This is a genomic window from Pedococcus sp. 2YAF34, assembly GCF_052114585.1.
GTDB lineage: Bacteria > Actinomycetota > Actinomycetes > Actinomycetales > Dermatophilaceae > Pedococcus.
Window position 1 is genome coordinate 1 of sequence record NZ_JBFRFA010000054.1, and the last position, 18019, is coordinate 18019.

Sequence of the window (18019 nt, forward strand, 5' to 3'; positions counted from 1 at the left end):
GCCCCGCACCGGCCGGTGCGGGGCCCCTCGTCGTGCCGGTAGTGGGTCAGGCGAGGTCGGTCGTGAAGGCCGGCTCGGTCTTCTCGCGCACCTCGTCCTCGGTCACGCCCTCAGCGAGCTCGCGCAGTACGAGACCCTCGTCGGTGACGTCGAAGACGCACAGGTCGGTGATGATGCGCTGCACGACGCCGCGGCCGGTGAAGGGCAGCGAGCACTCGTCGACGATCTTGTAGGACCCGTCCTTGGCGTTGTGCTCCATGAGGACGATGACCTTCTTGGCTCCGTGGACGAGGTCCATCGCGCCGCCCATGCCCTTGACCATCTTGCCGGGGATCATCCAGTTGGCGATGTCGCCCTTGGCGGAGACCTGCATGGCCCCGAGGATCGCGGCGTCGACCTTGCCGCCGCGGATCATGCCGAAGCTCTGGGCCGAGTCGAAGAACGACGCCCCACGGCGCAGCGTGACGGTCTCCTTGCCGGCGTTGATGAGGTCGGGGTCCTCCTCGCCCTCGTAGGGGTAGGCGCCCACACCGAGGATGCCGTTCTCGGACTGCAGCACGATCTCGACGTCGTCGGGGACGTAGTTGGGGACCAGCGTCGGCAGGCCGATGCCGAGGTTGACGTAGGAGCCGTCGGTCAGCTCGCGGGCGGCGCGGGCCGCCATCTGCTCACGGGTCAGTGCCATGGCTCAGGCCTCCTGGGTGGGGCGGGGGCGGGTGGTGTGGCGTTCGATCCGCTTGTCGGCCGCCTGCTCGGCAGTGAGCGGGAGCACACGGTGCACGTAGATGCCAGGGAGGTGGACTGTGTCCGGGTCGAGCTCGCCGGGCTCGACGAGCTCCTCGACCTCGGCGACCGTGACCCGGCCTGCCATTGCGGCCAGCGGGTTGAAGTTGCGCGAGCTCTTGCGGAAGACGAGGTTGCCGTGCCGGTCGCCCTTCCAGGCGCGGACGAGCCCGAAGTCGGTGACGATGGCGCGCTCGAGGATGAACTCCTTCTCCTGGCCGTCGACCTCGAAGACCTTGCTCTCCTTGGCCGGCGAGGCCTTGGCGACCGAGCCGTCGGCGGCGTAACGCCAGGGGAGGCCGCCCTCGGCGACCTGGGTGCCGGCACCGGTCACCGTGTAGAAGGCGGGGATGCCCGAGCCGCCGGCGCGAAGCCGCTCGGCCAGCGTGCCCTGCGGCGTCAGCTCGACCTCGAGCTCGCCGGCGAGGTACTGGCGCGCGAACTCCTTGTTCTCGCCGACGTAGGAGGAGACCATGCGCGCGATCCGCTTGTCGCGCAGCAGGATGCCGAGGCCCCACTCGTCGACGCCGCAGTTGTTCGACACCGCCTCGAGGCCGCTCACCCCCGAGTCGTGGATCGCGGTGATGAGCACGCTCGGGACCCCGCAGAGCCCGAAACCGCCCACCGCCAGGGAGGAGCCGTCGACGATCCCGTCGATGGCCTCGGCTACGGAGGAGACGACTTTGTCCATGGCCGGGACTCTAGCCGCCGGGCGACGGCGGCTGTGCGTGGTCCCTCCCCACCAGGTCCGCGGGTCCGCGTGGCCGCGCCACATGCCGAGCTGGGGCCTGACGGGTGGGTCGGGTCGGCCGTACGGTGGAGGCGCGGCGGAACTCCACGGTTGTAGTTCGTCACTTCCGCTTGTGGCGGCTGGTCACCAGTGGGACAAATGCTCTGCCTGCTCCGGAAGTGACCTCTGGGACAGGAGTCCGACCCGTCCCGCCGCGCCCCGCTCACGCCGTACCCCGGTGTGAGAGGCGCCGTCCCCAGGAGGCTGCTGTGTCGCGTGCCACCCGTGCCCTCGGTGTCCTGAGCATCCCCGTCCTCACGGTGCCGCTGGCGACTACCGGTGCCCAGGCCGCGACGCTGCCCAAGCCGCCGAGCAAGGCGCTCCCGTCGGCGCTCGACGTGGCCTCGCCCTACCAGGCGCAGCGGCTCTGCGACCCCGTGGCCAAGCCCGGCGTCACCGCGTTCGCGAAGCTCCTCTCGAGCCACTACGGGCTCGGCACGTCGTCCTACGGCATCATCCGCAACTGCAACAGCGGCGTCACCGAACACTCGGAGGGGCGCGCCTGGGACTGGATGCTGAGCGTCGACAAGCCGAACGAGAAGGCCGTCGCCGACTCGGTGACCGCCTGGCTGTCAGCCCCCGACGCCCAGGGCCGTCCCGGCGCCATGGCCCGGCGCTTCGGGATCATGTACATCATCTGGAACAAGAAGATGTGGCGCGCCTACGACCCCGGCCGGGGGTGGGCGCCCTACACGGGCTCGGCCCCGCACACCGACCACATCCACTTCTCGTTCTCCTGGGACGGCGCCTACGGCCACACGTCCTGGTGGACCGGCAAGGCCCTGACCACCGTCAGCCCCGGCCCGTCGGCACCCACGCCGACCTCCACCACCCCCGGTGTCCCGACCACCCCGGCGACCCACACCAGCTACCCGACGCTGGCCCAGGGGTCGACCGGCCCGGACGTCGCGCTGGCCCAGAAGGTCGTCGGTGCCACACCGGACGGTGTGTTCGGACCGAGGACGGCGGCCGCGCTGCGGACCTGGCAGTCCGCTCACGGTGTGAAGGTCACCGGCGTGCTCGACGCAGCCACCTGGGCCCGGATGGTCGCCCTGCGCCTCGTGCCGGCGCGGGGGACCGCGGTGACGCCCGCGCCTGCTCCGGTGCCGAAGCCCGCCCCCGTGCCGACCCCGGCGCCGAGCACCTCCACCGCCAGCCCGCTCGCGCCGTACGCCCGCACCACCCTGCGCCGCGGCTCCACCGGCGCCGCCGTCGTGGCGCTGCAGAAGGCCCTCAAGGTGACGGCCGACGGCGCGTTCGGGCCGCAGACCGAGTCGGCCGTCAAGGCGTTCCAGACCCGTCGCAGCCTGCCTGCCAACGGTGTCGTCGGCCCCAGCACCTGGGCGGCCCTCATGGGTGGCACCGCCGCCCCGACCGCGCCGTCGCGCTCGACGCCTGCGCGGGTGACGACGGCGTACACCCCGCTCATGTCGACGGTCCTGCGCACCGGCGCGAAGGGCGCCGCGGTCAAGACCCTGCAGCGCGCCCTGGGGGGCCTGGCCGTCGACGGGTCGTACGGCGCGCGCACCGCCAGCGCGGTCGGCGCGTTCCAGAGGGCGCACGGCCTCAAGGCGACGGGCGTCACCGACGCGCACGTCTGGGCGGCCCTGGAGAACCGTGACTACCCGCTTCGCGCCTACTACTCGACGGTGGTGCGGCAGGGTTCGCGCGGTGCGGCGGTGACGGCTCTGCAGAAGGCGCTGCGCATCACCGCCGACGGCGACTTCGGCCCGGCGACGGCCGGCGCCGTCAAGGCGCTGCAGGGGCGCGCGAAGATCGCGCGGACCGGCACCGTCGCCACCGTGACCTGGAAGGCCGTCGAGGCCGAGCTGCGCCACCGCTAGGGCGTCAGCGTCACGCCCTCGACCGCCTCGCGGCGAGCCAGGTCGTCGGCCGGGAGGTCGCCCCGGGACACGACGACGGACCCGTCGCCGGCCCAGGCGGCCAACGCCTGGGTCAGGACGGTGCCGAGGTCTGTGCCGAGGTCGGTGCCGCGCAGGTGCACCCGCGACCCTGCCGGCCAGCCGGGGTCGGCGACGACGTCGGAGTACGGCGTGCGGACCCCGTCGACCTCGAGCGCGACAGCCTCGTCGACCGGCTCCTCCCAGGCCACGAACTGGTCGCCGTGCGTCGACAGCTCGCGGGCCTCGTCCATGGCGTCACCGGTCGGCACGGCCGCCTGGCGCGCGAGGGCGGCGAGGGTCACGACGACTGCCTGCAGCTGGTCCGCAGCGAGGGCAGGGTCGTCGGTGACGACGAGGTCGAGCCTGTCCAGCGCCGCCTCGTCGAGGGAGCTGCCAACCACGACGGTGCCGCCCACCGACCACACGGCCAGGGCCCAGTACAGGGCGCGCCAGTGGGGCGGCAGCGCGAGCAGGACGCGCGAGCCGGGGGCCACCTCGAACTCGTCCTGCAGCGCGTTGGCCGCCTTGCTGACCCAGTTGGCCAGGACCTTGGCGCTGAGCTCGATGCGCTCGCCGCGTGTCGGGCCGTCGGTGTCCTCGTAGAAGGTGACCCGCGGGCGAGCGGGGTCGGCGCGGAGCATGGCGGCGAGGACGTCCGGCGGGGTGGGCATGGCCCCACAGTAGGGGCCGATAGCGTTGCGACCCGTGACCAGCCGCGAGCCCCGCAGCTACCCGTCCATCTCCGACCCCGGCGACCTCCCGCTCCTGCGCGGTGAGGCGTGGAGCGGCTGGCTCGTCACCCGGGTCGTCGTGGGCTCGGCGCTGTGGCTGGTGCTCGGCGCGACCGCGGCCGCGGTCCTCGCGCTGGTGGGCCTGTGGCAGCCGTGGGTCGCCCTGCCGGTCCTGGTCGTCCTGGCCCTCGTCGCCGGCTTCCTGTCCGGCAAGGTCCCCGTGAGGCCGCTGCCCGTGTGGTCGGGCGCGCTGCTCGTCACCCTCGCGCTCGCCTCCACCGTGGGGGTCGGGCTCACCCACTCCGAGCAGGTGCTGCCGCGTCGCGACTCCGGGTCCTACCTGCAGTCCTCCATCCAGCTCGCCACCGGCCACGCCCGTCCCGTCGACCTCGCTGCGGACTCGGTCGGCGGCCCCGACGTGCTACGCATCGACGGCATCACGCTGGCCAGCCCGGCGTTCTACGCCACCGGTTCACCCCAGCACCCGACCATCCAGCCGCAGTTCCCCGTCGGCACCTCGGCCTGGTACTCCGTGGCGTGGTGGCTCGGCGGCGCGACCGCGCTCTTCTGGGCACCCGCGCTGCTCTGGGGGCTCGCCGTGCTGTCGATCGGCCTGCTGGCCTCGCTGCTCACCGGTCCGCGCTGGGGGCCGCTGGCAGCGCTCGGTACGGCGGTGGTGTTCCCGCTCGTGCACGTCGCCCGCGCGACGTACTCCGAGCCGGTCGCCCTGCCGGTCCTCGCCGGCGGCCTCGTCGCCCTCGTGCTGGCGGCCCGCAGCGCCCGGGTGGGGGAGGCCGCCGCCGCCCGGTCGGCGGCCCTCGCCGCCGGGGTCCTCATGGGCGGTGCGGTCGTCATCCGCGTCGACGCGCTGCGCGAGGCGAGCCTCGTGGTCCCCGTCGTGGCGCTCGCCCTGGTGCAGCGGCAGGCGCACGCGCGGGTGCTCGGCTGGGCCACGGCGGGCTCGGCCGTGGTCTCGTTCGGGCTGACCTGGCTCACGTCGAGCGAGTACCTCGGCAGCATCGCCGGGTCGCTGCTGCCGCTCGTGGCCCTCGGCGTCGTGCTGCTGGTCGTGGCCGCGGTCGTCGTCGCCGGCGCCCGGCGCGGCTGGTCGGCCGGCTCGCTCGTGCAGGCATGGTTGCCCCGGGCGCTCGCCGGGCTGTTCGTCGTCATCGGGGTCTTCCTGGCGTCGCGCCCGCTGTGGCAGACGGTGCGGCAGTCGGCCGCCGACCCGGGGTCGCGGGTGGTCGCCGGGCTCCAGGCGCGGCAGGGGCTTCCGGTCGACGGGGGCCGCACCTACGCCGAGCAGTCGGTGGTCTGGATGGCCTGGTGGGTGGGCCCTGTGGCGCTGGTGATCGCGCTGGTGGCGGTCGCCGTCCTCGCGCACCGCGCCGCCTCGGCCTGGGTCGACGGACGCGAGCTCCCGGCGTGGGCCGGGCCGGCCGTCGTCGCGGTCGGGTCCACGCTGCTCACGCTCTACCGCCCGGGCATCACGCCCGACCACCCGTGGGCCGACCGGCGGCTCGTCATCGCGTTGCCCACCGTCGTGCTCCTCGTCGTCGCAGCCGCAGCAGTGGCCTCCCGCTGGTCGACGCGACGCCTGCCGTACGCCGTCAACGTGGCCGTGAGCATCGGCATCGCGGCCGCGCTGCTCGTGCCCAGCGCCTTGGCCACGCTGCCCCACCTCGGTGAGCGCGTCGAGCTGGGCGAGCTGGCTGCGGTCGACGAGGTCTGTGCCCAGCTGCACCCGGGTGACGTCGTGCTGATGGCCGACAGCAGGGCGGCGAACGAGTGGCCGCAGGTGCTGCGCGGCTACTGCGGCGTGCCGGCGCTGTCGACGACCTCGGCCCTGCGGAACGACCCCGCGCGGTTCGCGGCCGCGGTCGACCAGGTCGCCACGGCCGTCGACGCGCGCGGCGGCCGCCTCGTCCTGCTCGCGGCCGACTCGACCGACGCACTCACGAGGCTCGGCCTGGCCCACGCGGTGGTCGGCACCGACCGGCGGGTCCGGGAGGACGCCCGGCTGCTCGAACGCCGCCCCGACCACCTCGTCGAGCTCCCCGTCCAGGTCTGGCTGGGTACCCCGAAGCCGTAGTCGCAGGGGGCGCCGCGTTCGCGCCCCAGTTTTCGGCCCCTGGGCCGGTATCCGGGCGAAGTTCTAGCTGCGGCGGGCGAAGGCGTCGGCGGCGAGGCGGCGCACGGCGGCATACGTGCCCTTGTCGGCAGCCACGATGATGCCGGGCGTGAGCGCAGTGGGGGAGTAGGGCGTGCCGTCCGGGTGGCCGACGACGCCGCCGGCCTCGCGCACCATGAGCGCACCGGGGGAGTGGTCCCAAGGGCTGTTGCGGGCGTACAGGATGTAGTCGGCCGCGCCCTCCATGAGCCGCGGGTAGTCGACGCCGCAGCAGACCCAAGAGCCGACCAGTGCGGGCAGCGAGCCGAGGGAGTGACCGCGCAGCGGCCAGATCGAGGTGACGCCCATCGGGGGCACGTCGTCGGGCACGGGTTCGCGGACGACTCGCTCGCCGTTGCGCCAGGTGCCGGAGCCCTTCTCGGCGACCCAGGCCACCCCGTGCTCGGGCTGCCAGATCCAGCCGCGGACGGTCTCGCCCCGGCGGATCTCGCTGACCATGACCGCGTGGTCGGGGGAGCCGTGGACGAAGTTCTTGGTGCCGTCGACCGGGTCGACCGTGAACGCGTGCTCGGCCTCGACGTAGCGGTCCAGCGTCGTCGGGTCGGTCGAGGTCCGCTCCTCGCCCAGGACGAACGCGTCGGGGAACGCCGCCGACAGCTCCCGCGTGAGGATCGCCTCGGACTCCTGGTCGGCGACGGTCACCAGGTCTCCGGGGTTCTTCTCCATCACCTCGCCGTCGGCGAGCGATCGGAACCGCGGCGTGATGACCTCCGCCGCGACGGCCTTCATCAGGTCGAGCACCTGGTCCGTGTCCACGTGCCCACCGTTCCACAGGTCGCCGTGCCAAGCGAAACCAGTCGCCCCGACCCCCACTCCGACCCGCCCCGTACCCGCCCAGCCAGGAGTCTTTGAGCGGTTCACCCGGTGATGGCCGGGTCAACCGCTCAAAGACTGCGGGGTGGGACGGGAGGGTGTGGACAAGTCGACGTTCCACGGGGCTCGAGTCGGCAGTGTGGCGGTCATGGCCACCGACTGGCACCGGCTGCGGGTCCTCGCCGACCAGCAGCGCGACCTCCTGACTCGCCGGCAGTGCCTCGCCGCGGGGATGAGCGCGCACGCCGTCGAGTGGCGGGTGACGAGTGGGCGGTGGGTGGCGGTGCAGCACGGCGTCTACCTGACCCGGCCCGGCCGCGACGACTGGGTCACCCGGGCAACGGCCGCACTCCTGCGCTGCAGCTCGGGCGATGTTGTGGCGGACGCCGCTCTCCGCGGACGGTCTGCCGCCTTCCTGTGGGGTCTGGTGGCTGTCGCCCCGCCCGCGGTCGAGGTCGTGGTGCCGCAGCGGCGTCAGGTCCGGACCGGCCCGGGGATCCGCGTCAGGCGCTCCATGCGGTGGGACGACTTGGTCGACGAGCGGGCCTGGCCCTGGCGGACGACGGTCGCCGCCACCGTCCTCGATGTCGGCACGAGCGGCTCGGCGATCGATGCCGTGGCCCTCGCCGCGCGAGCCGTCCAGAAGGAGCTGGTCTCGGCAGCCGAGCTGCGCCGCGAGCTGCGCGCTCGGGGCGGCCACCGCCACTCAGCAGTCATGGGTCTGGCCCTGGCGGACGTCGCAGCCGGGGCGCAGAGCGGTGCGGAGCTCCTCTACCTGCGCGACGTGGAACGCGCCCACGGCCTGCCTCGCTCGGTGTCGCAGTCGCCGTCGGACCTCGGGAGGCGACGGTGGCACGACCACGAGTACACGGCGTACCGGCTCGTCGTCGAGGTGGACGGCCGCCTCGGTCACGAGCAGTGGTCGGACCGCGTCCGTGACGGGCGGCGCGACCGGCTGCTGTTGGGCCAGGGCCGCACCACCACGCGGGTGTTCTGGAACGACGTCGCTGTGACGCCGTGCCAGACCGCCCACGACATCGCGGCGATCCTGGGCGCCCGCGGGTGGAGCGGTACGGCGCGGCCCTGCCGCCGCCACGGGTGCGCGGTGGGAGTGGGCCCGTGGGCGGCCCGTGGGCGGCCCGTGGGTGGACCGAGCCCGGGTCTTTGAGCGGTTGACCCGGTCAGGGGCGGGTCAACCGCTCAAAGACCCGGGTATGGCGCAGGGTGAGGCGCGGGGGTGCGGCGCGGGGTTGCTGCCTGTGCGTCGTGCGTCGTGGTGGCGGGTAGGCTCGGCGCCGAGATGAGCGAGCACACCAGCACCGGTCAGGCCGTCCCCGTCGCAGGCCCCGCGACCGCCTCGGCGACGAGCCCGGAGACCGAGATGATCCCGACCGCGACGAGCCCCGAGACCGAGATGATCCCGGCCGCGCCGAGCGGCCAGGAGCAGGGTCCGGTGACCACGGCGGACGGGCAGCTGGCGGTGCACCCGGCCGACGCGGCATACCTGCCGAGCACGGCGGCGACCCCGCAGAGCGCGCAGGACGCCGACAAGCCGTACGTCACCATCGTGCTGCCCTGCTTCAACGAGGCCGAGCACGTCCTGCAGGAGATCGACCGCATCACCACGGCGATGAACGCCAGCGAGTTCACCTACGAGCTGCTCTGCATCGACGACGCGTCCACCGACGACACCCTCGAGGTGCTGCACCAGGCGGCCCGCGACTACGCGAACATCCGCGTGATGCCGTTCCGCCGCAACGGTGGCAGCGGCACGGCCCGCCGGATCGGCACGCAGCAGGCGTACGGCGAGATCGTCGTCTGGACCGACGCCGACATGACCTACGAGAACGAGCGCATCCCCGAGCTCGTGCGGATCCTGCGCGACGACCAGTCCTACGACCAGGTGGTCGGCGCCCGCACCACCGAGGAAGGCACGCACAAGTGGGCCCGCGTCCCGGCGAAGTGGCTGATCCGCAAGATCGCCGAGAAGCTCTCCAACCAGAAGATCCCCGACCTCAACTCGGGTCTGCGCGCGTTCCGCCGCGAGGTGTCGCTTCCCTACCTGCGCCTGCTGCCCCCCGGCTTCAGCTGCGTCACGACGATCACGCTGGCGTTCCTGTCCAACCAGCACGACATCAAGTACGTGCCGACGAGCTATGCCAAGCGCGCGGGCGTCAGCAAGTTCCACTTCGTCCGCGACGCCTACCGCTACATCCTCCAGGTGCTGCGGATGGTCATGTACTTCGACCCGCTCAAGGTGCTCATGCCCCCGGCCCTGTGGCTGGTCGTCATCGGCGTCCTCAAGGCCGTCGTCGACATGGTGCGCCACCCGTTCTACTTCCCGGCGAGCACGGTGCTGCTCATCGTCAGCGGCATCATGATCGGCTCGCTGGCGCTGCTGTCCGACCTGGTCGTGCGCTCGCGCACGGGCGTGTGACGACGCTGCGGTGACGCCCATTGCCGCGCTGAAGGTCGCCGTCGTCGGTCCCACGCACCCCTACAAGGGCGGGGTGGCTGCCCACACGACGAGCCTCGCGCACGAGCTGGCCGAGGCCGGCCACGACGTCACGCTGGTGTCGTGGTCGCACCTGTACCCCTCGAAGCTCTACCCCGGTGAGCAGGCCGTCCCCGGGGGCGCGCCCGACGTCGAGCCGTTCCCGCACACCGTCCGGGCGCTGAGCTGGGCCCGCCCCGACACCTGGGTGCGGACCGGGCGTCGCCTGCGCGGGTTCGACGTCGTCGTGGTGGTCCACGTCATCCCCGCAGTGGTCCCCGCCCACCTGGCGCTGCTGCGCGCCGCCGGTGCCGGCCGTCGCGCCACGTCGGCGGCTCTGGGTACGCGTCGACCCGGCACGCGTCGACCCGGACCGCGCACCGTCGTGATCGCCCACAACGTGCTGCCCCACGAGGCGCACCTCGGCGACCGCGAGCTGATGCAGCAGCTGTTCGAGCGCGTGGACGCGGTGCTCGTGCACAGCGACGAGCAGGCACGCCTGGCGCACGAGCTGCACGCGCCTCGGGTCTCGGTCACCGACCTGCCGCCCCACCTGCCCGGCGGCGCCCCCGTCGAGCGCACCACCCACGACGGGCCGCCGCGGCTGCTCGCGCTGGGGATGGTGCGCGACTACAAGGGCGTCGACCTGCTCATGGAGGCGCTGGCCCAGGTGCCGGGCCCGACGCTGACGGTCGCGGGCGAGATGTGGGGCTCCAGCGGCGAACGCGTCAAGGAGCTGGCGCAGGACCCGCGGCTGCGCGGCCGCGTCGAGGTGCACGGCGGCTACGTGCCTGCCGACCGGCTGGCCCCGCTGCTGGCGTCGCACGACGTGCTGGCCCTGACCTACCGCAGCGCCACCGCCTCCCAGAACGCCCTGCTCGGCCGCCAGCACGGCCTGCCGGTCCTCGCCTCCGACGTCGGCACGTTCGGCAGCCAGGTGCGCGACGGTGTCGACGGCCTGCTCGTGCCGCCCAACGACAAGGACGCCCTCGTGGAGGCGCTGCGCCGCCTCGCCGACCGCGACTACACCGAGCAGCTGCGCGCTGCCGTGCGGCCGCCGGACCTGTCGGGGCCGTGGGCCAACTACGTCGGCACCATCGAGGCGCTCGCCGCCGTCGAGCCGGCCGAGATGGACGACAACGACACCGACACCCCCGGCACCGGCACCAGCACCAGCACCGACGGTGCCCCCACCAGCACCGACGCCCCGGGCTCCGGCGACCACACGGGCGGCACGGGCCCGGCGGCAGTCGTCGGCCACCTGCGCCACCGGGTGTCCTCGGCGGTGCGCGGCCTGGTCGCGGCGTCACGGCCCGAGGTCGAGCTCGGCCGCGCCGACCTCCCCGACTGGATCCACCCCTCCGACATCCTCGCCGACGGGCACGACGCCGACGAGGCGAAGGCGTTCGCCCGGTCGCTGGGCCTGCCGCGCTGCAGCGACGGCATCGCCGCCTGGGCCGCGCTCGGTGCCCTCGCCGCCATCGTCCGAGTCCGCGACGACGGCCGTCGCAGCGCGGTCATCGTCGACGAGTCGGGCGCCCGCTCACCGCTGTCGCGGTGGGCCAGGGCCATCGGGTTCGCCCCCGTCGAGCTCGAGCTCACCGGCCACCGCTCCAGCGTCGAGGTCCTCGACGTCGACACCGCGTCGCTCGACGTCATCGTCCGTCTGCACCCCGGCGGCTGCGACGCCGACGACGTCGACGAGGCGATGAGCCAGGCGTCGTGGGCGCTGAAGTCCGGTGGCCTGCTGTGCACCACCCTGCCGATCGGCCCGGGCAGCGCCGAGGGCGCCCTCGGACCGGCCGACGTCCGGGCCGTCCTCGCGCGGGCCCACGACCTCGGCTTCGTCCTGGTCGGCGACCTCGACGGCGACATCACCGGGCGGATGCGGCAGGCGTCGGGCACCTCCACCCGCACCGACACGGCATACGGGCTGCTGCGGCTGACCCTGAGGAGGCGTTGATGAGTCGCGCCCGCGTCTCCACCGTCCTGCGCATCGTGCTCGCCCTGCTCGTCGTCGCAGCCGTCGCGGTCGCGGTCGCCCGCAACTGGGCCGACGTGTCCGCCGACATCGACAAGGTCGAGGGTGGCACCTTCGTCCTCGCCGCCGCGCTCGCCTGCATCCCCCCGGTCCTGACCATGCTGGGCTGGCGCGTCCTGCTGGCCGAGCTGGGCTCGCCGCTGCACGTCGCGCCGTCCGGTGGGGTGTTCTTCGTGGGGCAGCTGGGCAAGTACCTGCCCGGCGCCGTGTGGAGCATCGTCGCCCAGGCGGAGATGGGGGCTCGGCTGCACATCCCGCGCCGGCGCTCGGCGGTCGTGGCGTTCCTGTCCGTGGCCATCGCCGCGATCTGCGGGCTCATCGTCGGCCTCCCCGCGGTGCCGCTGCTGCTGACCGGGGGCGACGCCTCGACGGCGGGGTGGCTGGCGCTGGTCGCCGTCCCCGTCCTCGCGGTCGCCTTCTACCCGCCCCTGCTCAACTGGGGGGTCGCCACCGTGCTGCGTGTCCTGCGGCGCGAACCCCTCGAGCGGCAGCTCTCCGGCCGCGCGATCGCCAAGGCGAGCGGCCTGTTCGTCCTCACGTGGATCTGCTCCGGCCTGCACGCCCTGGTCCTGCTGCGGGCCACCGGGGCGACCGCCGACGTCTCGGGGCTGCTCGTCGCGACGCTGTGCGGGTTCGCGCTCGCCTCGTCGCTCGCGATGTTCAGCGTCGTCCTGCCCGCCGGGGTCGGGGTGCGTGAGGGCCTGCTGGTGCTCATGCTCGCGCCGGTCAGCTCGACTTCGGCCGCCACCGCGGTCGTCGTGCTCTCCCGGTTCCTCACCGTGCTGGCCGACGTCCTGTTCGCGCTGCTCGGGTGGGCCTACGCCCGCCGCCACCACCTGCTCACCTCACGCGAGGAACGCGAGCGCGACCACGTCGTCGTCGACGACGCGCCCGCGGGATAGGTTGGCGCCCATGACCACACCAGACGAGGCGTCTGCCTCGGGCCAGGTGGCCGCACCGCCCGGGGGACCCCTGCTCGCCGTCGCCAAGCGCGCGGCCGAACGTGTCCTGTGGGCCCGCGTCGCCGTCCAGCGGCGTGCCGAGTCGCGGCGCGGGTATGCCGCCAACCGACCGGTCCCCACCACAGTCGCCCCCACCGCGGTGCTGCGCACCGCCGCCGACTGGGAGGCCGCGGTCGCCGAGGGCCGGCACCTGCGACTGCCACTGCACCGCGACCTGCCGAAGAACTGGGACGCGCTCGGTGCCGTCGGTGCGGTGCTGCGCCTCGCCGAGGACGGCACGCGCTCGGCGCGGGTGATGGACGCCGGCAGCGCCCGGTACTCACCCGTCCTGCCCTGGCTGCGGCTCTACGGCCTGGGCGAGGCGCCCGGGTCGCTGCTCGGGATCAACCTCGAGTTCGGTGCCGAGGTGCACCGCGACGGGGTCGTCTTCCGGCACGGTGACGTGACCGCCACCGGGCTGCCCGACGGCTCGCTCGACGCGGTCACCTGCATGTCGGTCATCGAGCACGGTGTACCCGTGGCGGCGTTCCTGCACGAGACCGCCCGTGTGCTGCGCCCCGGCGGGGTGCTGTGCGTCTCCACCGACTACGACCAGTCGCCGCCCGACACCACCGGCCGGACGGCGTATGGCAGCGAGGTCAAGATCTTCGGGCCCGAGGACATCCGAGAGCTGGTCGCGACGGCCGACGCCGCGGGCCTCGAGCTCGTCGGCGACCTGGCCACCTCGGACGCCCTCTCGCACGCCGAGCGCCCGGTGCACTGGGACCGCGTCGGGCTGGACTACACGTTCATCCTGCTCACGTTCCGCCGTCGCTGAGCCGGACACACGAAAGGCGCCGCCCGCAAGTGGGCGGCGCCTTCGTCGTGAGGGCAGGGAGGGGCGTCAGGCGGCGCCGGGCTCCTGGGTGTCGCTGGCCGGGTACTTCTTCACGAAGTCGATGACGGCCTGGCCGGACAGGTCGCCGCACATCTGGCGGTGGCCTGCGTCCTTGGCCCAGTGCGCGAGGGCGTAGGGCTTGCCGGCCGGGAACGCGCCACGGCTGGCGTCCCACTCGACGACCTTGAACTTGCCCGAGGACTCGGGGAGCTTGTCGGCCTTGTCGGCGACGTCCTTGAGCAGCGCGGTGTCCTTCACCTTGCTGCCGTCGTACCAGAGGATCGTGTAGCCGTGCTCGAGGTTGTGCACGAGGGTCTCGAGCGGCGGGCGGTCGGCCGCGGTGTAGAAGTCGCGTCCGCTGACGTCGGGGGTCGCGAAGTGCGGGCCGTGGCTCGGCGGGACGGTGTCGTACTTCACCGAGGTCTCGTCGGGCTTGTTGGTGCCCGGGCCGACGTGCTCGCCGCTGCCGCCGCCGGCGTCGGTGGTGACCGGGCCGCAGGAGGCCGCGGCCACGGAGACCCCGAGGTTGGGCAGCTGACCGGACTTGGCGTCGTCGACGGCATACGCCACGACACCGCCGAGGCCCAGCAGCAGGACGACGAGGGCGATGCCGATGCCGGCCTTGACCTTGCGCTCCTTGGCCTTCTGCTGGCTCTGGATCTCGGCCAGGCGCGCCTTGCGGTCCTGGCTGACTCGCTTGTTGCTCACGGGTTCCTCGGTGGCTCGGGGTCGGGTCGCGCAGAGTCTACGGGCCCCACCTTGGGTCGTTGTCACCCGAACGCGCGACACTGGCGGCATGTCCCCGAGCCCGTCGATGACCGCAGAGCACCGTCGCGTGTGGCGCTCGCCGCGGCCGGTGTCGGTGGGCCTGCTCATCTCGATCCTGCGTCGCGGCGGCGGCGACCCGACGTTCCAGCCCGACCGCGGCGACGGCTGGTGGCTGGGGCTGCCGACGCCCGCCGGCCCGGCCACCCTGCGCCTCGAGCAGCGTGACGACCTCGGGGAGGTGGTGGCCACCGCATGGGGCCCCGGTGCCCAGTGGGTGCTCGCGCAGGTGCCCGAGCTGCTCGGGGACGCCGACGACGACAGCGGCTTCGTCGCCCACCACCCGCAGGTCGAGCGTGCCCGGCGCCGGTATGCCGCGTGGCACGTCCCGCGGTCCGGCCTGGTCATGCACGCGCTGGTGCCCGGCATCATCGAGCAGAAGGTCACGGGGCAGGAGGCCTTCGGCGGCTACCGGCGGCTCGTGCACCGGTTCGGGTCCCGGGCGCCGGGGCCGGGGGAGGAGCGGCGCCTGTGGGTCGCCCCCGACGCGGCGACCTGGGCGACCGTGCCGTCGTGGGAGTGGCTGCGTGCGTCCGTGGACGGGGCCCGCTCGGCGACGGTGGTGCGCGCGGCCAAGGTCGCCGGACGGCTGGAGGAGTGCGTCGGGCTCACGGCGACGCAGGCGCGGGCCCGGCTGCGCGCCGTACCCGGCATCGGCGTGTGGACGTCGTCGGAGGTGGCGCAGCGGGCGCTCGGCGACGCCGACGCGGTGAGCTTCGGCGACTACCACGTGGCCAAGAACATCACCTGGGCGCTGCTGGGCGAGGCCCGCGACGACGACGTGCTCGCCGAGCTGCTCGAGCCCTACCGCGGGCACCGCTACCGCGTGCAGCGGCTGCTCGAGCTCGACGGCCACTTCCGCCCGCGCCGAGGGCCCCGGATGGCGCCGCGCACCCACCTCCCCGGGCGGGTCTGACGCGCCGGCCACGCGGCGGCGTCGTCAGGTCCAGCGGCGTTCGGTGACGGTGAGGGTGGCCTCGAGCCCGTCGACCTCTGCAGGGGCCTCGGCGTGCAGGGACTCGCCCCACAGGGCGACCTGCAGGCGGGCCACGGCCACGCCGAGCTCGTAGCCGCTCGGGGCGCTGACGCGCAGCTCGTGGGTATCGGCCGCGGTCGCGGCCCCTGATCCTGCGCCCCCACGGCTTCCGACATCGACCCCGGCCTCGGAGGCGCCGCGCAGGGCGACAGCGACGGCCCGGCCGAGGCGGTCGGCCACGGGTTCGGGTGCCACTGAAGGGATCCCGTCCTCGAGAGAGGCGGCAGTGCCGGGAGCGGTGCCGAGCGCCGAGCGCACGGCCTCGACGCTGCCCAGCCCGAACCAGTCGGTGGGGCCGTGCCGCAGCAGGGCCCGCGCGCCGGGCCCGGCGTCGGCGCTCGCCCACCGCGACCCGCGGACGACCGTGGCAGGCACGGCGTCGGTCTTGCCCTTGACGAGGTCGGCCGCGGCGGCGAGCTCGTCGGCCACCGCCCGCGCGGTGACGTGCAGGGGGCGCCCGTCCGCGTCGACGCCGCCGCGCAGGTCGTCGAGCACCTCGAGGCCACTGGCGCCCAGGGCGAAGTCGGTCTGCCCGGCGCGCCACGGACGTCCGGCGGTATCACTGAGCACCACCCCGAGGCGCTGCAGCCCCGTGGCGGCGAGCAGCGTGAGCCGCAGACGGTCCGCCTCGGCGTCGGGGTCGGCCGGCAGGACCAGCACGTCGTCGCGGCCGCCGGTGTTGGAGGCGTCGACACCGGCTGCCGCCATGACCGGCCCGGCGACCGCCTGCACGACCTGCGTGACGCGGTCACCGGCACGGCGCTCGGCCACGACGCGCACCGTCTGAGCAGCGACGGCGGCGGTGTGGTCGGCGCCGTCCGCCCAGAGGCCGAGCGACTTGGAGACGACCTTGCTGGAGACGACGAGCACGTCACCGTCGACGAGCTCGAGGCCGGACGAAGCCAGCGCCGTGAGCAGCAGGTCGGCGAGGTCGTCGTCGGTGTGGACCTCGGGGACCCCGGTCACCGGCAGCAGCGTCAGGCCGACCACGGTTCAGTGCCCCGCGGCGGCACCGGGGCCGGCGAGCTCGAGGGCCAGGTCGAGGGCGGCGCCGGCGATGTCGGCGGCGGCGTCGCGGTCGGTCATGAGCAGCGGCCGGGCGCGGACCGTGGCGCGGGGGAGGCGCACGCCGGCGGCGTCATCCTGCGAGACCAGCCACCCGTCGAGGAAGTCCTCGTAGAGGCCGGCGACGGCAGAGGCCGTGGTGTCGACCCCGATGGCGGCCAGGCAGGCGTCCGCGTGGCCGCGCACCGGTAGGCCGCCGATGAGGGGGGAGACGCCCACGACGGGAGCAGCGGTGCCCCGCAACGCATCTCGCACACCCGGCACGCCGAGGATGATGCCGATCGAGACCACTGGGTTGCTCGGCGGGAGGAGGACGACGTGGGCCTGCCGGATGGCGTCGAGGACGCCCGGGGCCGGGGTGGCGCGGTCCATGCCGACCGCGATGAACCGCTGTGCGGGGATCGAGGCCTGGTGCCGCACCCACCACTCCTGGAAGTGGATCGCGCGCTGGCCCTCGTCGTCCTCGACGACGACGTGGGTCTCGACGGGGGAGTCGGTCATCGGCAGCAGCCGGACGTGCTGGTCGGGCAGCCCCCACCGTTGCGAGAGCCGGGCCGTGACCTCCGAGAGCGAGACGCCCTGGCCGAGCCACTGCGAGCGGACGACGTGGGTGCCGAAGTCGAGGTCGCCGAGCCCGAACCACTGGGGCACGGCGCCGTACGCCGCGAGCTCTCCCTGCACCCGGTGGGTCTCCTCCGCGCGCCCCCAGCCCTGGCCCTCGTGGATCCCGCCGCCGAGGGTGTACATCAGCGTGTCGAGGTCGGGGCACACCCGCAGCCCGAAGAGGCTGATGTCGTCGCCGGTGTTGCCGATGACGGTGAGCTCGGTGTCGCCGAGGCCGGGGGTGCGGTCGAGGTGGGTGCGGAGGCCGCGCAGGAAGCGTGCGCCTCCGACGCCACCGGCCAGTGCCGTGATGCGCATGCGCTGCAGTCTTCCAGCAGGTCCACCGGCGCGTCCCCCGGGCCCGTCCGCGGGCCCCGCCCGCGAGGGGACGCTTGTGACGCCATACCGGCGGAGCAACCCCCAGCCCGGCCACAGGGTGCCCACAGGTGGCCGCCGCACCGTCGGGGTATGAGATCACGAGACCCCCAGCGCGTCCTCCGCGCGATCCGCCGCACCACGGTCGGGTCGCTGCTGGCAGCCCTCGTCGGCTCCGGCTTCGTGGCGGTCCACCTGGCCGGCGACCACGCGAGCGCCGCCGCGGCCGCCGCGACCCGCGCCTCCGACGACCGTGCCGTCCGTGACGAGCAGGTGCCCCAGCCGGAGCCCACGCCGCAACCGGTACGGCGCCCGAGCACCAGGACCCGGCACCACACGACGCGCAAGGCCCCGGCCCCGGCGCCGGCGCAGCAGGGCTTCCAGCCGGTGGCGCCGGTGCAGCCGAGCACCGGCCCGGCGCAGTCCAGCAGCGGCGGCTCGTGAACCCCTGCCCGTCACCCGTCGTCCTCCTCAGTGCTGCGGGTCTTTGAGGTGCTGCGGGTCTTTGAGCGGTTGACCCGGTCAGGAC

16 protein-coding genes are annotated in these 18019 nt (G+C 74.0%); 9 read left to right on the plus strand and 7 right to left on the minus strand.

Annotated elements, in window-relative coordinates:
* Window positions 1-46 precede the first annotated feature (46 nt).
* Together AB4Z02_RS18150 and AB4Z02_RS18155 are read right to left on the minus strand one after the other, a co-directional pair.
* Window positions 47-685, minus strand: a complete 639-nt coding sequence (locus AB4Z02_RS18150) for a CoA transferase subunit B (protein ID WP_056882538.1) — start codon at window positions 683-685, stop codon at window positions 47-49.
* A gap of 3 nt (window positions 686-688) precedes the next feature.
* The gene (locus tag AB4Z02_RS18155) at window positions 689-1474 is read right to left on the minus strand and encodes a CoA transferase subunit A (protein WP_441972712.1); all 786 of its coding nucleotides are present in this window, start codon (window positions 1472-1474) and stop codon (window positions 689-691) included.
* 308 nt (window positions 1475-1782) lie between these two features.
* On the opposite strand from AB4Z02_RS18155, the gene AB4Z02_RS18160 reads away from it, so the two are divergent.
* The gene (locus AB4Z02_RS18160; RefSeq protein ID WP_441972714.1) at window positions 1783-3417 is read left to right on the plus strand and encodes a peptidoglycan-binding domain-containing protein; all 1635 of its coding nucleotides are present in this window, start codon (window positions 1783-1785) and stop codon (window positions 3415-3417) included.
* On the opposite strand, the gene AB4Z02_RS18165 is transcribed toward AB4Z02_RS18160, so the two are convergent.
* A complete protein-coding gene (locus AB4Z02_RS18165) occupies window positions 3414-4148 on the minus strand; it encodes a TIGR03089 family protein (RefSeq protein WP_441972715.1) in 735 nt (244 codons plus the stop codon). The genes AB4Z02_RS18160 and AB4Z02_RS18165 overlap by 4 nt on opposite strands.
* Window positions 4149-4182: 34 nt before the next feature.
* Here AB4Z02_RS18165 and AB4Z02_RS18170 point away from each other — a divergent pair, with 34 nt between their 5' ends.
* Window positions 4183-6300, plus strand: coding sequence for a hypothetical protein (locus tag AB4Z02_RS18170; RefSeq protein ID WP_441972716.1), 2118 nt, complete (start codon window positions 4183-4185; stop codon window positions 6298-6300).
* A 63-nt stretch (window positions 6301-6363) separates the two neighbouring features.
* Here the strand turns inward: AB4Z02_RS18170 and AB4Z02_RS18175 are convergent, their stop codons facing one another.
* Window positions 6364-7155 carry an inositol monophosphatase family protein gene (locus AB4Z02_RS18175; RefSeq protein ID WP_441972718.1) on the minus strand — a complete coding sequence of 264 codons (792 nt, stop codon included), beginning with the start codon at window positions 7153-7155 and terminating at the stop codon, window positions 6364-6366.
* A 205-nt stretch (window positions 7156-7360) separates the two neighbouring features.
* Here AB4Z02_RS18175 and AB4Z02_RS18180 point away from each other — a divergent pair, with 205 nt between their 5' ends.
* From AB4Z02_RS18180 to AB4Z02_RS18200, 5 genes are all read left to right on the plus strand, one after another.
* On the plus strand, window positions 7361-8380 hold the full coding sequence (locus AB4Z02_RS18180) for a type IV toxin-antitoxin system AbiEi family antitoxin domain-containing protein (RefSeq protein WP_441972720.1): 1020 nt from the start codon (window positions 7361-7363) through the stop codon (window positions 8378-8380).
* A 132-nt stretch (window positions 8381-8512) separates the two neighbouring features.
* A complete protein-coding gene (locus AB4Z02_RS18185) occupies window positions 8513-9649 on the plus strand; it encodes a glycosyltransferase family 2 protein (protein WP_441972721.1) in 1137 nt (378 codons plus the stop codon).
* Window positions 9650-9659: 10 nt separating this feature from the next.
* Complete coding sequence (locus AB4Z02_RS18190) at window positions 9660-11669, plus strand: glycosyltransferase (RefSeq protein WP_441972722.1); 2010 nt, start codon at window positions 9660-9662, stop codon at window positions 11667-11669.
* Window positions 11669-12649, plus strand: a complete 981-nt coding sequence (locus AB4Z02_RS18195; RefSeq protein ID WP_441972723.1) for a lysylphosphatidylglycerol synthase transmembrane domain-containing protein — start codon at window positions 11669-11671, stop codon at window positions 12647-12649. The genes AB4Z02_RS18190 and AB4Z02_RS18195 overlap by 1 nt, the downstream gene beginning before the upstream one ends.
* Window positions 12650-12659: 10 nt before the next feature.
* Entirely contained in the window at window positions 12660-13526 is an 867-nt protein-coding gene (locus tag AB4Z02_RS18200; protein ID WP_441972725.1) for a class I SAM-dependent methyltransferase, read from the plus strand.
* 66 nt (window positions 13527-13592) lie between these two features.
* On the opposite strand, the gene AB4Z02_RS18205 is transcribed toward AB4Z02_RS18200, so the two are convergent.
* Window positions 13593-14294 (minus strand): DUF3105 domain-containing protein, encoded by a 702-nt coding sequence (locus AB4Z02_RS18205; RefSeq protein WP_441972727.1) that lies wholly within the window; start codon window positions 14292-14294, stop codon window positions 13593-13595.
* A gap of 88 nt (window positions 14295-14382) precedes the next feature.
* Between AB4Z02_RS18205 and AB4Z02_RS18210 the strand changes: the two genes are divergently transcribed.
* Window positions 14383-15327, plus strand: coding sequence for a DNA-3-methyladenine glycosylase family protein (locus AB4Z02_RS18210; protein ID WP_441972728.1), 945 nt, complete (start codon window positions 14383-14385; stop codon window positions 15325-15327).
* A 24-nt stretch (window positions 15328-15351) separates the two neighbouring features.
* On the opposite strand, the gene AB4Z02_RS18215 is transcribed toward AB4Z02_RS18210, so the two are convergent.
* Both AB4Z02_RS18215 and cofD read right to left on the minus strand, forming a co-directional pair.
* Complete coding sequence (locus AB4Z02_RS18215) at window positions 15352-16413, minus strand: coenzyme F420-0:L-glutamate ligase (protein ID WP_441972730.1); 1062 nt, start codon at window positions 16411-16413, stop codon at window positions 15352-15354.
* Between the two features lie 27 nt (window positions 16414-16440).
* Window positions 16441-17433 (minus strand): 2-phospho-L-lactate transferase, encoded by a 993-nt coding sequence (cofD, locus tag AB4Z02_RS18220; RefSeq protein ID WP_441972732.1) that lies wholly within the window; start codon window positions 17431-17433, stop codon window positions 16441-16443.
* Window positions 17434-17583: 150 nt separating this feature from the next.
* Here cofD and AB4Z02_RS18225 point away from each other — a divergent pair, with 150 nt between their 5' ends.
* Window positions 17584-17934: a hypothetical protein gene (locus tag AB4Z02_RS18225; protein WP_441972734.1), complete on the plus strand. Its 351-nt coding sequence runs from the start codon at window positions 17584-17586 to the stop codon at window positions 17932-17934.
* The last annotated feature ends 85 nt before the right edge of the window (window positions 17935-18019 follow it).

Bases quoted from the DNA above. Each gene is read 5' to 3' on its own strand.
- AB4Z02_RS18150 (WP_056882538.1), bottom strand. From the start codon at position 685: ATGGCACTGACCCGTGAGCAGATGGCGGCCCGCGCCGCCCGCGAGCTG.
- AB4Z02_RS18155 (WP_441972712.1), bottom strand. From the start codon at position 1,474: ATGGACAAAGTCGTCTCCTCCGTAGCCGAGGCCATCGACGGGATCGTC.
- AB4Z02_RS18165 (WP_441972715.1), bottom strand. From the start codon at position 4,148: ATGCCCACCCCGCCGGACGTCCTCGCCGCCATGCTCCGCGCCGACCCC.
- AB4Z02_RS18180 (WP_441972720.1), top strand. From the start codon at position 7,361: ATGGCCACCGACTGGCACCGGCTGCGGGTCCTCGCCGACCAGCAGCGC.
- AB4Z02_RS18185 (WP_441972721.1), top strand. From the start codon at position 8,513: ATGAGCGAGCACACCAGCACCGGTCAGGCCGTCCCCGTCGCAGGCCCC.
- AB4Z02_RS18195 (WP_441972723.1), top strand. From the start codon at position 11,669: ATGAGTCGCGCCCGCGTCTCCACCGTCCTGCGCATCGTGCTCGCCCTG.
- AB4Z02_RS18200 (WP_441972725.1), top strand. From the start codon at position 12,660: ATGACCACACCAGACGAGGCGTCTGCCTCGGGCCAGGTGGCCGCACCG.
- AB4Z02_RS18210 (WP_441972728.1), top strand. From the start codon at position 14,383: ATGTCCCCGAGCCCGTCGATGACCGCAGAGCACCGTCGCGTGTGGCGC.
- cofD (WP_441972732.1), bottom strand. From the start codon at position 17,433: ATGCGCATCACGGCACTGGCCGGTGGCGTCGGAGGCGCACGCTTCCTG.
- AB4Z02_RS18225 (WP_441972734.1), top strand. From the start codon at position 17,584: ATGAGATCACGAGACCCCCAGCGCGTCCTCCGCGCGATCCGCCGCACC.